The organism is Bacteroides congonensis (assembly GCF_900130125.1).
In the GTDB taxonomy this organism is placed as follows: Bacteria; Bacteroidota; Bacteroidia; order Bacteroidales; family Bacteroidaceae; genus Bacteroides; species Bacteroides congonensis.
On sequence record NZ_FQXY01000010.1, the window covers coordinates 362,417 to 376,940 of the forward strand.

Genomic DNA, 14,524 nt, shown 5'->3' on the forward strand with positions numbered 1-14,524 from the left:
TTATTTTCTTGATTTAAGCATTCATCATACTCCGGTATGACCGAAGCCACCTGCTCCCCGTTCCGTCTCATCCAGCACTTCCACTTCCTGCCATGTCGGCTGCTCATGCTTTGCTATCACCATTTGGGCGATACGTTCACCATCTTCAATCACAAAAGTTTCAGATGAAAGATTGACTAAGATAATACAGATTTCTCCCCGATAATCCGCGTCGATTGTTCCCGGTGAATTAAGTACGGAAATACCCTTCTTGATAGCCAGGCCGCTACGGGGACGGATTTGTGCTTCAAATCCCTTCGGGAGAGCAATATATAATCCTGTCGGCACCAGGCAACGTTGTAGCGGTTCCAATGTGATAGGTTCGGAAAGATTAGCGCGGATATCCATTCCTGCAGACAATTCAGTGGCGTAAGCCGGAAGCGGATGCTTCGATTTATTGATAACTTGAATATTCATAAATGCATGTTTACTATTTAACGGGCGAAAATACACATTTTGAACTGAAAAATAGTTAAGTTTGCAGTTAAATAATGTACCGGCAACCAATTTGCGGACGCTAAACACTGAAATTACAAATAAAATGATGAATTGGAATCAATTAATATCGGCTAAACGTTTCGGAATGGAAGAGTTCCACGAAGAACGCCAGGAAAATCGCTCGGAATTTCAACGGGATTATGACCGCCTTATCTTTTCCGCGCCTTTTCGCAGGTTACAGAACAAAACACAGGTATTTCCCCTACCGGGTAGCGTCTTTGTACACAACCGGCTCACACATAGTCTCGAAGTGGCTAGTGTAGGTCGTTCTTTAGGCGACGATGTCGCCAAAGCTATCCTGGAACGTCAACCTGAACTTGAGGACTCTTTCCTGCCGGAGATTGGTTCAATCGTATCCGCCGCTTGCCTGGCGCACGATTTGGGGAACCCGCCCTTCGGACATTCCGGCGAACGGGCTATATCCACCTTCTTCTCCGAAGGAAAAGGGCTGCGCCTGAAAGAAAAACAGTCCAATGGAGAGCAAATTTCTGCGATGGAATGGGAAGATTTGACACATTTCGAAGGAAATGCAAATGCATTCCGGCTTTTGACTCATCGGTTCGAGGGACGTCGGAACGGTGGATTTGTCCTGACATATACCACATTGGCTTCTATCGTAAAATACCCCTTTTCATCGAGCCTTGCCGGAACAAAGTCCAAATTCGGCTTCTTCGTCAGTGAAGAAGAAAGCTTCCGGAAAATAGCGACAGAGTTGGGATTGATCTTACTGAACGAACATCCCTTAAAATATGCCCGTCACCCCTTAGTCTATTTAGTCGAGGCCGCAGATGATATTTGTTATCAGATGATGGACATCGAAGATGCGCACAAGCTAAAGCTACTCACTACTGAAGAGACAAAAGAGCTATTAATGGCATATTTCGATGAAAAGCGACAGGAACATATCCGGAAAACTTTTCTGATTGTCAATGATACAAACGAGCAAATCGCCTATCTGCGCTCTTCCGTAATCGGATTACTGATTCGTGAATGTACCCGCGTATTCCTGGAACATGAGCAGGAAATATTATCAGGCACTTTCGAAGGGGCACTTATCAAACACATCGCCGAACGTCCGGCAGAAGCATACCGACACTGTGCCCAGGTATCTTTGAAGAAGATTTACCGTTCACGGGACGTACTGGACATCGAGCTGGCCGGCTTCCGTGTCATCAGCACGCTGCTCGAATTAATGGTGGATGCCGTAACCTCACCCGAAAAGGCTTACTCCAAGCTTCTGATTGACCGTGTATCCAGCCAGTATAATATACAAGCGCCTGCACTCTATGAAAGAATACAGGCGGTACTTGATTATATTTCGGGAATGACCGATGTCTTTGCCCTTGATTTATATCGTAAGATTAACGGCAACAGTCTGCCTGCGGTGTAACCACTTTAGGAGTAAACGCTTCATCATCCTCACAAGGCATTTTCAGCGCATCCGGATGGCTTTCTATAAACGTCTGGATGTGCCGGATTCGTTTGTCTTCGAGGATTTCATCCACAGCAATCAGGATTCCGGTTTCTTCCACATCACCGAATTCATAATTGATAGCCGTTCCGAACATCCGCATGGTAGGGCTCAGGCTCATATACGCATTCACCAACGGCGGAATGTTATAACCCAATTTACGAATCTCACAATTCAGGATTTTATAATCTTCCTTAAAGGTATCTTTGCAGAATAAAGCACGAAGCTCCTCTTCTGAAGTCTCCAGTATCAACGGTTCCAGCGGGGTGACAAGCTTATCCTTATCATAGAAATGTTTTTTGAGGAAATAAAGAATCATATCACGGCCGCGGCGATGGTAGCTGGGATACATGGTCACTTTTCCAAAGAAATATTTCACGTTCGGCATTACGACCGTCAATGCGCCCAATCCGTCCCACAAATTATCCAGGGCAAACAGGCCTTTGCTTCCGGCACGGGTAGACTGATACTCAAGCGTAACGAACGAACGTCCCAATTCAATCGTTTGGGGCAAATATTCTTTAATAAAAGTTTCTGAGAAATTAAACATATGAGAAGTAGCCAGAATCGGAGCTCCTTTTTCATCAAAACGAACATCCGTTCCAAGCAAGTACCGATAACCGCCCAGGATTTCTTCCGCTTCCGGATTCCATACAATCAGTTGTTTATATGGATGTTCCATTATGTCGTATTCGTCTATATCCATCGACATGCCCGTTCCACCACCGGCAGCACGGAAAGCTATTTCACGCAAACGACCAATCTCTTTCATCACATTGGGAGCATTCTGGTGAGTAATAATATAAATCTGATTATTACTCTTATTCGTCATTCGTAAGCGCCTGTCTTCCGTCAACTCAGCTTTCAGCAGTTCCTTGCTTATCGGTTTGATAATCTCTTCCATATTTCTTGTTATAGTTGTTCTATCAGTTACAGTTTATATACAATATCCTTCACGTATTCGGCCCATTGCGCCGGAGTTTTCGATTTATCGAAAGTCTGCCAGGGTATCGGCTTGCCAAAGGTGACAGTAAAAGTTTTGTGGCGGTTCTTGAACATTTCATCCGCAAGATACAACATAGCGATGTTAAACTTAATACCTAGTGCCTTGCAGACATTTGCCAGATTGTAGAAGAAATCTGAATTTCTACCCCCAAAATGCACAGGTATCACATCACGTTCTGCTTGTATGCTTTTCACAATAAATGTCTTTTTCCATTCCAAATCACGGATTATCCCGTTCTGACGGCGCGAACATAATCCGGCAGGAAACATGATAAGCTGGTCGTCAGACTTGAATCCGGCTTCCACCATTCTAGGGAAATCTTTCGCCTGTTTGCCGGTTTTATTGATAGGGATACAAAGCGGAGCCAATCCGCGCAGGTTCATCAGCAAGTCATTCACCAGGTATTTCACCTTTCCGTCATAATGACGTCCCAGCACATAACCGAGCGCTACACCATCCTGACCACCCAACGGATGATTGGAAACAAAGGTATACAAACCGTCTTTGGGAAGATTCTCAAGACCTTTCACATCTACTTTTGCATCCAGAAAATCCATGCATGCCTCCAGGAAATCCACACCTACCTTATCTTTCGACTCATCCAAAAACACATTAATCTCATCCTGATGAACAATTTTCTTCAGATAAGAAACCACAAACTTAGGGATGTACTTATATTGCTTCGGAGCTTTCTTCCGAAGTATCTTATCGACATCGATTAAAAATAAAGAGTCATCAGTCATTCTTTTCAAATAAAAATGATGCCACAAAATTAACGGTTCTTTTTTATTAATTGCAATAAATCAGTAGAAAATGCAGGATTTAAGTTCAGAAGATGAAAAAATACCACCTAAAAACTATCAAATACCACCTAAAAACTATCCGCGGATAGTTTTCGGGTGTTTTTTAGCCGGATTCTCCCCCGTCAGGTTTTCAAAAATCCCGTAAACTTGCACCATCGAAATTAACGAACGAATATTCACAATTTAAAAGCAACGCATATGAAAAGTTTAAGCTTCAGAAAAGATTTAGTAGGAGTACAGGACGAACTGCTCCGTTTCGCCTATAAACTGACAACCGACCGCGAAGAAGCAAATGATTTGTTGCAGGAAACATCATTGAAAGCATTGGATAATGAAGACAAATACATGCCCGATACAAATTTTAAAGGATGGATGTACACCATCATGCGCAATATATTCATCAACAACTACCGTAAAGTGGTTCGCGACCAGACTTTTATTGACCAAACCGACAACTTATATCATCTGAATCTGCCGCAAGACGCCAGTTCGGAAAGTACAGAAAGAGCGTACGACCTGAAAGAGATGCACCGGGTGGTAAACAAACTCCCTAAAGAATACAGGGTTCCGTTTGCCATGCACGTTTCAGGATTCAAATATCGTGAGATTGCGGAAAAGCTGAATCTCCCGCTGGGTACAGTGAAAAGCCGCATCTTCTTCACACGCCAGAAATTGCAGGAAGAATTGAAAGACTTCCGCTAAGCCGACCTTAACTATATAATTTTTGATTCCAGATTAAATATTTAAATGTAATTTTTTAGTTGTGTCAATGATTAAAAGGCAGAAGAGTTCAAGACCTTCTGCCTTTTTTTGCGTATCCGACACAGCAAAAAAACGGTTATAGACAAATAAAAGTTATTTTGACTGTCATCCTCCCTGATTCCCCACGAATAAGGGCTTTGAAAAGCCTATTCATTTTCAAGCAAATAACCATTTAACAATCGGTTGAAAACTTCTCTAAAAGTTTTCCATGGAAAATTGTGGGGAATTGTGGGGAATTTCATACTTTTACGCTCTCTTATTATAATAAGGTAATGATACGGTTTTTAGGTAATATTGAAGCCAAGGCGGACACCAAAGGAAGGGTGTTCATCCCCGCCATCTTCAGGAAGCAATTACAAGCTGCTTCTGAGGAGAGGCTCATTATGCGTAAAGACGTGTTTCAGGACTGTCTGACCCTGTACCCCGAGAGCGTGTGGAACGAGGAGTTGAACGAGCTTCGAAGCAGGCTCAACAAATGGAATAGCAAGCATCAACTCATTTTCAGGCAGTTTGTGAGCGACGTAGAGGTGGTGACACCTGACAATAACGGTCGCATATTAATCCCGAAACGATATTTGCAGATTTGCAGCATTCACGGGGATATACGCTTTATCGGCATCGACAACAAAATAGAGATTTGGTCGAAGGAGCGGGCAGAACAGCCGTTTATGTCACCCGAAGAGTTCGGAGCGGCATTAGAAGAAATTATGAACGATGAAAATAGACAAGATGGAGAAAGATGAACTGACATATCATGTACCTGTACTGCTAAAGGAAAGCGTTGACGGGATGAATATCCGACCGGATGGAACGTATGTAGACGTTACTTTCGGAGGGGCGGGACATTCGCGCGAGATTCTTTCACGGCTCGGCGAGGGCGGACGACTCCTGGGATTCGACCAGGACGAGGATGCCGAACGGAACATTGTCAATGACCCCCATTTTATCTTTGTACGCAGCAATTTCCGCTACCTGTACAATTTCCTGCGCTATCACGACATCGAACAGGTGGATGCAATCCTTGCCGACCTCGGCGTATCTTCCCATCACTTCGATGACAGCGAGCGCGGTTTCTCTTTCCGTTTCGACGGGGATTTGGATATGCGTATGAACAAACGTGCGGGACTTACGGCGGCAGACATCGTGAACACTTACGAAGAAGAGCGTCTCGCAAACGTCCTCTATCTGTATGGAGAACTAAAAAACAGCCGCAAGCTGGCTTCTGTCATCGTCAAAGCCAGAAGCGGACAGACGATCCGTACTATCGGAGAGTTCCTGGAAATCATCAAACCGCTTTTCGGTCGCGAACGGGAAAAGAAAGAGCTTGCGAAGGTATTCCAAGCACTAAGAATTGAAGTGAACCAAGAGATGGAAGCACTGAAAGAGATGCTATTGGCGGCCACCGAAGCGTTGAAGCCAGGTGGCAGACTGGTGGTTATCACCTACCACTCACTGGAAGACCGCATGGTGAAGAATATCATGAAAACAGGTAACGTGGAAGGTAAAGCCGAAACGGATTTCTTCGGAAACCTGCAGACGCCTTTCCGCCTCGTCAATAACAAGGTGATTGTACCCGACCAGGCAGAAATAGAAAGGAATCCACGGTCGAGAAGCGCTAAATTACGTATTGCAGAAAAGAAATAAGAAAAAATGGAAGAAGAAGTAGTAAACAAGAAAGCAGAAGAAAGTAAGAAGAAGAAACGTACCTCACTGAAAAGTATTCTGGGTGGAGACATTCTGGCTACCGACTTTTTCCGTCGTCAGACGAAGTTGCTGGTACTGATTATGGTATTCATCATCTTCTATATCCACAACCGCTATGCCAGTCAGCAGCAGCAGATTGAGATAGACAAGTTGAAGCAAGAACTGATAGATATTAAATATGATGCGCTGACACGCAGTTCGGAACTGATGGAAAGGAGCCGTCAGTCACGCATTGAAGATTATATCTCGAGTAAGGAAAGTGATTTGCAGACATCCACAAATCCCCCTTACCTTATTAAATAAGTGGAGAGTTGAAAATTGAGAGTGGAGAGTTTTTAAAAGACAAGCACTGTGGCAGTTAATAAAAAGAATATAATGACCCGTTACTTCTTCGTCCTCCTTTTGATGGCGTTGATAGGCGTGGCAATTGTCGTAAAGGCAGGCATCACCATGTTTGCCGAACGTCAATACTGGCAGGACGTAGCCGACCGTTTCGTAAAAGAAAACGTGACAGTGAAACCCAACCGCGGAAACATTATCTCTTCCGACGGCAAACTAATGGCCAGTTCTCTACCCGAATATAGGATATATATGGACTTTATGTCCGGTGAAAAGGACGAAAAACGCAGAAAGAAGGATCAGGCACGACGGGATTCCATCCTTACCGCCAACATGGATTCAATCTGCATCGGACTGAATAAAATATTTCCGGACAAGAGCGTGGCTCAATTCAAGGCGCATCTGAAAAAAGGACGCCAGGCAAAGAGCCGTAATTATTCGATTTATCCGAAACGTATCTCTTACATACAATATAAAGAGGTGAAGAGATTACCTGTTTTTTGCCTGAACAAATATAAAGGTGGATTTATAGGATTACCCTACAACCAGCGTAAAAAGCCTTTCGGCTCATTGGCAGCCCGTACGCTGGGCGATGTATATGCCGACACCGCGAAAGGAGCCAAGAACGGTATCGAGCTTGCTTTTGACACGATTCTGAAGGGACGGGACGGATTGACGCACCGCCAGAAGGTGATGAACAAATATCTGAATATCGTAGATGTGCCGCCGGTTGACGGCTGCGACCTCATTTCGACTATCGACGTAGGTATGCAGGATATTTGCGAGAAAGCATTGGTAGACAAACTGAAAGAGCTGAATGCCAGTGTAGGGGTGGTCGTACTGATGGAGGTGGCTACCGGAGAGGTGAAAGCCATCGTCAATATGATGCAGGGCAAAGACGGCGGATATTACGAGATGCGTAATAATGCCATCAGTGACATGCTCGAGCCGGGGTCAACTTTCAAGACAGCGTCTATCATGGTAGCCCTTGAAGACGGGAAAATCACTCCCGATTATGTAGTGGATACCGGCAACGGACAAATGCCGATGCACGGCCGTGTGATGAAAGACCACAACTGGCATCGCGGGGGATACGGAAAATTAACGGTTACCGAGATTCTGGGAGTTTCTTCCAATGTCGGTACATCTTATATTATTGACCATTTCTATGGCAGCAATCCGCAGAAGTTCATTGACGGATTGAGACGAATGAGTATCGACCAGCCGCTTCACCTGCAAATTGCGGGAGAAGGCAAGCCGAATATCCGTGGCCCGAAAGAAAGAAGTTATTTCTCCAAGACGGCTCTTCCGTGGATGAGTATCGGTTATGAAACGCAAGTTCCGCCGATAAATATTCTCACGTTCTATAATGGAATAGCAAACAATGGCGTTACAGTACGTCCGAAGTTCGTAAAGGCTGCGGTGAAAGACGGGGAAATAGTGAAGGAATATCCGACAGAGGTTATCAATCCGAAGATTTGTTCGGACAAGACATTGGCACAAATCCGTGAGATACTGCGGAAAGTAGTAGGCGAAGGGTTGGCCAAACCTGCGGGAAGCAAGCAGTTCCATGTTTCAGGCAAGACGGGAACGGCACAGATTTCACAGGGAGCAGCCGGATATAAAACGGGAAGGACGAACTATCTTGTAAGTTTCTGCGGGTATTTCCCATCGGAAGCGCCTAAATATAGTATGATTGTTTCCATTCAGAAACCGGGTTTGCCGGCGTCGGGTGGTTTGATGGCAGGTAGCGTATTCAGCAAGATTGCCGAAAGGGTGTATGCCAAAGACCTGCGTTTGCCGCTCGCGAATGCGGTTGATACGAATTCCGTAGTTATTCCGAACGTCAAGGCCGGAGAAATGAGGGAAGCGCAACGGGTATTGGAAGAGTTGAATATTCAGGTACAGGGCAAGATAGCCGACGCAGGAAAGGAAGTGTGGGGAAATACCCATTCGGCACCTCAGGCGGTGGTTCTTGAAAGCCGGAGCAATATGCAGAATTTCGTGCCGAGTGTCATAGGCATGGGGGCGAAAGATGCTGTGTACCTACTGGAAAGTAAGGGATTAAAAGTACACCTGGTTGGAGTAGGCAAGGTGAAAAGCCAGTCGATAGCCAACGGAACGAAAGTAAAAAAAGGGCAGACGATTACCCTTTCGATGCATTAAAAGTAAAAATGAAGTATTAAAAAAGAGACTATGTTACTAAGCAAGTTACTGAAAGCAATTCAACCGGAACAGATAGCCGGAAATTCAGACATAGAAATCACCGGAATCAACATTGATTCCCGTTTGGTAGAAGCCGGGCAACTGTTCATGGCTATGCGCGGCACACAAACCGACGGTCATGCCTATATACCTGCCGCCATTAATAAAGGAGCTATCGCTATCCTCTGCGAGGATATGCCGGAAGAGCCTGTGGCGGGAATCACTTATATACAAGTAAAGGACAGCGAAGATGCGACAGGCAAGATTGCCACTACATTCTATGGCGACCCGACTTCCAAACTGGAACTGGTCGGTGTCACCGGAACGAATGGCAAGACGACCATCGCTACCTTATTATATGATACTTTCCGTTATTTCGGATATAAGGTGGGGCTTATCTCTACCGTTTGCAATTATATCGACAATGAACCTGTTCCGACAGAACATACTACGCCCGACCCTATCACGCTGAACCGCTTGTTGGGACGAATGGCGGACGAAGGATGCAAATATGCGTTTATGGAAGTCAGTTCTCATTCCATTGCACAGAAACGTATCAGCGGATTGAAGTTTGCAGGCGGCATCTTCACCAATCTTACACGCGACCATCTTGACTATCATAAAACAGTGGAGAACTATCTGAAAGCTAAGAAAAAGTTCTTTGACGACATGCCGAAGAATGCATTCAGCCTTACTAATCTCGATGATAAGAATGGATTGGTAATGACGCAGAATACTCGTTCTAAGGTTTATACGTATTCCTTGAGAAGCCTCAGCGACTTCAAAGGACGGGTACTGGAATCTCATTTCGAAGGAATGTTGCTTGATTTCAACAATCACGAACTGGCTGTTCAGTTTATTGGCAAGTTCAACGCTTCCAATCTATTGGCTGTGTTCGGAGCGGCGGTTCTGCTGGGTAAGAAGGAAGAAGAGGTGCTTGTCGCCCTTAGCACACTTCATCCGGTAGCAGGGCGTTTCGATGCTGTCCGCTCACCGAAGGGTGTTACGGCGATTGTGGATTATGCACATACACCGGACGCGCTTATCAATGTGCTGAATGCCATACACGGAGTACTCGAAGGAAAAGGAAAGGTTATCACTGTGGTAGGTGCAGGCGGCAACCGTGATAAGGGCAAACGTCCCATCATGGCGAAAGAAGCTGCCAAAGCCAGTGACCGTGTCATCATCACTTCGGATAATCCCCGTTTTGAAGAGCCGCAGGATATTATCAATGATATGCTGGCAGGACTCGACGCCGAGGATATGAAGAAAACACTAAGCATTGCCGACCGTAAGGAAGCAATCCGCACGGCTTGCATGCTGGCAGAAAAAGGAGACGTAATACTCGTTGCCGGAAAAGGACACGAGAATTACCAGGAGATAAAAGGAGTGAAACATCACTTCGACGACAAGGAAGTACTCAAAGAGGTATTCCAATAACGTCGCCTGCATAGTAAATTGTAAATAGTAAATTGTAAAATAGTAAATTTCATCATGCTATATTATCTGTTCGAATGGCTGCATAAGCTCAATTTTCCAGGAGCGGGAATGTTTGGTTACACCTCATTCCGTGCTTTGATGGCTGTTATCCTCGCGCTACTTATTTCAAGTATCTGGGGAGATAAATTTATCAACCTGCTAAAGAAAAAGCAAATCACGGAAACACAGCGTGATGCCAAAATCGACCCGTTCGGAGTCAACAAGGTAGGTGTGCCAAGCATGGGCGGTGTCATTATTATTGTAGCCATTCTCATCCCCTGCCTTTTACTGGGTAAGTTGGGCAACATATATATGATATTGATGCTGATAACCACCGTATGGCTGGGCTCACTCGGATTCGCTGACGATTATATCAAAATCTTCAAGAAAGATAAGGAAGGATTGCACGGCAAATTCAAGATTATCGGACAGGTCGGTTTAGGCTTAATCGTCGGACTTACTTTGTATTTAAGCCCGGACGTGGTAATCCGCGAGAACATCGAAGTGCATACTCCGGGACAGGAGATGGAAGTGATACATGGAACGAATGACTTGAAATCGACTCAAACCACCATTCCTTTCTTCAAGAGCAACAACCTCGACTATGCCGACCTGGTTTCTTTCATGGGCGAACACGCACAGGCAGCCGGTTGGGTATTGTTTGTCATTATCACAATCATCGTAGTTGCCGCCGTATCAAACGGCGCTAACCTGAATGACGGTATGGACGGAATGGCCGCGGGAAACTCTGCCATTATCGGTGCCACACTAGGTATATTGGCCTATGTGTCGTCGCACATCGAATTTGCAAGTTATCTAAACATCATGTATATCCCGGGCTCGGAAGAGCTGGTAATCTATATCTGTGCCTTTATCGGTGCCATGATTGGTTTCCTTTGGTACAACGCTTACCCGGCGCAAGTATTCATGGGCGACACCGGTAGCCTGACAATCGGCGGTATCATCGCCGTATTTGCCATTATCATCCACAAAGAGTTGCTGATACCGATTCTTTGCGGTGTATTTCTCGTAGAAAACCTGTCGGTTATCCTGCAACGGGCTTACTATAAGGCAGGAAAACGGAAAGGAGTGAAACAACGGCTATTCAAACGAACACCGATTCACGACCATTTCCGTACTTCCATGAGCCTGATAGAACCGGGCTGCACTGTGAAGTTCACGAAGCCCGACCAGTTATTCCACGAATCAAAAATTACCATCCGCTTCTGGATTGTAACTATTGTGTTGGCAGCTATAACAATTATAACATTAAAGATAAGATAGGATTAAGGCACGGATTACACGGATTAACGCGGTTTTAGCTGCGCAATCTCTTAAAACCGTGAAATCCGCGTAATCCGTGCCTAATTAAAATATAGAGAGTATTAACCCGATTATTAACTTTTAAAGGATGTGCACAACTAATAAGCAATTCAGCATATTGAAAAGAAGAGCACATTATTGTAGATGAAAAGAATAGTAATTTTAGGAGCTGGCGAAAGCGGCGCAGGTGCAGCCGTACTCGCCAAAGTCAAAGGATTTGAGACATTTGTTTCGGATATGTCCGCCATCAAGGACAAGTATAAGGAACTTCTCGACAGCCATAATATTGCCTGGGAAGAAGGACACCATACCGAAGAACTCATTCTGAATGCCGACGAGGTTATCAAAAGCCCCGGTATCCCGAATGACGCCCCACTCATCCTTAAACTGAAAGCTCAAGGTACTCCGGTTATATCAGAGATTGAGTTTGCCGGACGCTATACGGATGCCAAAATGATTTGTATCACCGGTTCCAACGGGAAGACGACTACGACATCCCTGATTTACCATATCTTCAAGAGTGCAGACCTGAATGTAGGTTTGGCAGGCAATATCGGTAAGAGCCTCGCTTTGCAGGTAGCCGAAGAACATCATGACTATTATATTATTGAACTGAGTTCATTCCAGTTGGATAATATGTATAACTTCCGTGCGAACATCGCCGTATTGATGAACATCACTCCCGACCACCTCGACCGTTACGACCACTGTATGCAGAATTATATCGACGCCAAATTCCGCATCACTCAGAATCAGACACCGGACGATGCCTTTATCTTCTGGAATGATGACCCGATTATCAAAAACGAACTCGCAAAGCATGGTCTGAAAGCACACCTGTATCCTTTCGCCGCAGTGAAAGAGGACGGAGCTATCGCCTACGTTGAAGACCACGAAGTGAAAATCAACGAACCGATTGCCTTCAACATGGAACAGGAAGAACTGGCCTTGACAGGACAACATAACTTATACAACTCTCTGGCAGCCGGTATTTCAGCCAACCTGGCCGGTATCACCAAAGAGAACATCCGCAAAGCCCTCTCCGACTTCAAAGGAGTGGAGCACCGCCTGGAAAAAGTGGCGCGTGTCCGCGGAATTGATTTCATCAACGACTCGAAAGCCACGAACGTCAACTCCTGCTGGTATGCCCTGCAAAGCATGACTACCAAAACGGTTTTGATTCTTGGCGGAAAAGATAAAGGAAACGATTATACGGAAATCGAAGACCTGGTACGTGAGAAATGTTCGGCTCTCGTATATATGGGACTGCACAACGAGAAACTCCACGAGTTCTTCGACCGCCTCGGCCTGCCCGTAGCAGACGTGCAAACCGGGATGAAGGATGCCGTAGAAGCAGCCTACAAACTGGCGAAGAAAGGTGAAACCGTATTATTAAGCCCTTGCTGCGCTTCCTTCGACCTCTTCAAGAGTTACGAGGATCGTGGCGACCAGTTCAAGCAATGCGTGAGAGAACTTTAGATAACGTTTAACGGATTAGTAATTAGAGAGTAACGAAGTGGATTTATTAAAGAACATATTCAAAGGCGACAAGGTAATCTGGATTATCTTCCTCTGTCTCTGCCTCATCTCGATTGTCGAGGTGTTCTCGGCAGCATCGACGCTGACTTACAAAAGCGGCGACCATTGGGGGCCGATTACGCAACACTCTATCATCCTCATGGTAGGTGCCGTAGTAGTGGTATTTCTGCACAATGTACCCTACAAATGGTTCCAGGTATTTCCAGTCTTCCTATACCCGATTTCCCTGGTGCTGCTGGCGTTCGTCACATTGATGGGTATCATCACAGGCGACCGTGTCAACGGAGCCGCCCGTTGGATGACTTTCATGGGATTGCAGTTCCAGCCTTCGGAACTGGCAAAGATGGCTGTTATCATTGCCGTCTCCTTCATCCTGTCCAAGCGGCAGGACGAATATGGAGCCAACCCGAACGCCTTTAAATATATCATGATTCTCACCGGACTCGTCTTTCTGCTCATCGCACCGGAGAACCTTTCGACAGCCATGTTGCTATTCGGTGTGGTATGCATGATGATGTTCATCGGACGGGTATCTTCCAAAAAGCTGTTCGGAATGTTGGGAATAATGGCACTCCTGGGTGGAGTAGCCGTAGGCATATTAATGGCTATCCCCGCAAAGACATTACACAGCACTCCCGGTCTTCACCGCTTCGAGACCTGGCAGAACCGCGTTTCCGGTTTCTTCGAGAAAGAAGAAGTGCCTGCCGCCAAATTCGATATTGATAAGGACGCACAGATTGCTCATGCCCGTATTGCCGTTGCCACCAGCAATGTAGTCGGCAAAGGCCCGGGTAACTCCGTACAACGCGACTTCCTGAGCCAGGCATTCTCCGATTTTATCTTCGCCATTGTAATTGAAGAAATGGGACTGATAGGAGGTATATTCGTCGTATTCCTCTATTTATGCCTGCTATATCGAGCGGGAAAAATCGCCCAGAAGTGCGAACGCACTTTCCCCGCTTTCCTGGTCATGGGCATTGCGTTACTATTAGTATCACAGGCGATATTGAATATGATGGTGGCGGTCGGATTATTCCCCGTCACAGGACAACCGCTGCCATTAGTCAGCAAGGGAGGAACAAGTACATTAATCAACTGCGCTTATATCGGCATGATATTAAGTGTAAGCCGATATACCGCTCACCTGCAAGAACTGAAAGAGCATGACGCACAGGTTCAGTTGCAGATAGCAACAGATGCAGCAGTCAATTCCGAAGCACAAACTGCCGCCGAACCGACCGCACCGATTCTGAACAGCGATGCCAAGTTCGAAGACGAGAACGATATTAACAAGAACAGTTAACGGACGGAGGTGCATCGGTAAGGATGAACAACGGATAGAAAGAAAGGATTATG

At 45.6% G+C, this 14,524-nt stretch carries 13 protein-coding genes; 10 read left to right on the forward strand and 3 right to left on the reverse strand.

Annotation, left to right across the window (positions count from 1 at the left end; all coding sequences use genetic code 11):
- Positions 1-24: 24 nt before the first annotated feature.
- On the reverse strand, positions 25-456 hold the full coding sequence (gene dut / locus BQ7997_RS12945) for a dUTP diphosphatase (RefSeq protein WP_044653486.1): 432 nt from the start codon (positions 454-456) through the stop codon (positions 25-27).
- A gap of 124 nt (positions 457-580) precedes the next feature.
- Between dut and BQ7997_RS12950 the strand changes: the two genes are divergently transcribed.
- Positions 581-1,927: a deoxyguanosinetriphosphate triphosphohydrolase gene (locus BQ7997_RS12950; RefSeq protein WP_073347407.1), complete on the forward strand. Its 1,347-nt coding sequence runs from the start codon at positions 581-583 to the stop codon at positions 1,925-1,927.
- On the opposite strand, the gene BQ7997_RS12955 is transcribed toward BQ7997_RS12950, so the two are convergent.
- Both BQ7997_RS12955 and BQ7997_RS12960 read right to left on the reverse strand, forming a co-directional pair.
- A complete protein-coding gene (locus BQ7997_RS12955) occupies positions 1,899-2,912 on the reverse strand; it encodes a glycine N(alpha)-acyltransferase GlsB (protein ID WP_022138995.1) in 1,014 nt (337 codons plus the stop codon). The genes BQ7997_RS12950 and BQ7997_RS12955 overlap by 29 nt on opposite strands.
- 26 nt (positions 2,913-2,938) lie before the next feature.
- Positions 2,939-3,757 carry a lyso-glycine lipid O-acyltransferase GlsA gene (locus BQ7997_RS12960; protein ID WP_073346813.1) on the reverse strand — a complete coding sequence of 273 codons (819 nt, stop codon included), beginning with the start codon at positions 3,755-3,757 and terminating at the stop codon, positions 2,939-2,941.
- A gap of 258 nt (positions 3,758-4,015) precedes the next feature.
- Between BQ7997_RS12960 and BQ7997_RS12965 the strand changes: the two genes are divergently transcribed.
- The 9 genes from BQ7997_RS12965 to BQ7997_RS13005 all read left to right on the forward strand — a co-directional run bounded on the left by BQ7997_RS12965 (position 4,016) and on the right by BQ7997_RS13005 (position 14,471).
- Positions 4,016-4,519, forward strand: coding sequence for an RNA polymerase sigma factor (locus BQ7997_RS12965; RefSeq protein ID WP_073346814.1), 504 nt, complete (start codon positions 4,016-4,018; stop codon positions 4,517-4,519).
- Between the two features lie 332 nt (positions 4,520-4,851).
- Positions 4,852-5,322, forward strand: coding sequence for a division/cell wall cluster transcriptional repressor MraZ (gene mraZ / locus BQ7997_RS12970; protein WP_044654523.1), 471 nt, complete (start codon positions 4,852-4,854; stop codon positions 5,320-5,322).
- Positions 5,309-6,223, forward strand: a complete 915-nt coding sequence (gene rsmH / locus BQ7997_RS12975) for a 16S rRNA (cytosine(1402)-N(4))-methyltransferase RsmH (RefSeq protein WP_044654532.1) — start codon at positions 5,309-5,311, stop codon at positions 6,221-6,223. Before mraZ ends, rsmH begins: the two co-directional genes overlap by 14 nt.
- 6 nt (positions 6,224-6,229) lie before the next feature.
- Positions 6,230-6,586 carry an FtsL-like putative cell division protein gene (locus BQ7997_RS12980; RefSeq protein ID WP_073346815.1) on the forward strand — a complete coding sequence of 119 codons (357 nt, stop codon included), beginning with the start codon at positions 6,230-6,232 and terminating at the stop codon, positions 6,584-6,586.
- Positions 6,587-6,658: 72 nt separating this feature from the next.
- Positions 6,659-8,788, forward strand: a complete 2,130-nt coding sequence (locus tag BQ7997_RS12985) for a penicillin-binding protein (RefSeq protein WP_044654525.1) — start codon at positions 6,659-6,661, stop codon at positions 8,786-8,788.
- 30 nt (positions 8,789-8,818) lie between these two features.
- On the forward strand, positions 8,819-10,267 hold the full coding sequence (locus BQ7997_RS12990; RefSeq protein WP_073346816.1) for a UDP-N-acetylmuramoyl-L-alanyl-D-glutamate--2,6-diaminopimelate ligase: 1,449 nt from the start codon (positions 8,819-8,821) through the stop codon (positions 10,265-10,267).
- 54 nt (positions 10,268-10,321) lie between these two features.
- Positions 10,322-11,590 (forward strand): phospho-N-acetylmuramoyl-pentapeptide-transferase, encoded by a 1,269-nt coding sequence (mraY, locus tag BQ7997_RS12995; protein ID WP_044654527.1) that lies wholly within the window; start codon positions 10,322-10,324, stop codon positions 11,588-11,590.
- 183 nt (positions 11,591-11,773) lie between these two features.
- Entirely contained in the window at positions 11,774-13,108 is a 1,335-nt protein-coding gene (murD, locus tag BQ7997_RS13000; RefSeq protein ID WP_022138713.1) for a UDP-N-acetylmuramoyl-L-alanine--D-glutamate ligase, read from the forward strand.
- Between the two features lie 37 nt (positions 13,109-13,145).
- The gene (locus BQ7997_RS13005) at positions 13,146-14,471 is read left to right on the forward strand and encodes an FtsW/RodA/SpoVE family cell cycle protein (RefSeq protein WP_073346817.1); all 1,326 of its coding nucleotides are present in this window, start codon (positions 13,146-13,148) and stop codon (positions 14,469-14,471) included.
- The last annotated feature ends 53 nt before the right edge of the window (positions 14,472-14,524 follow it).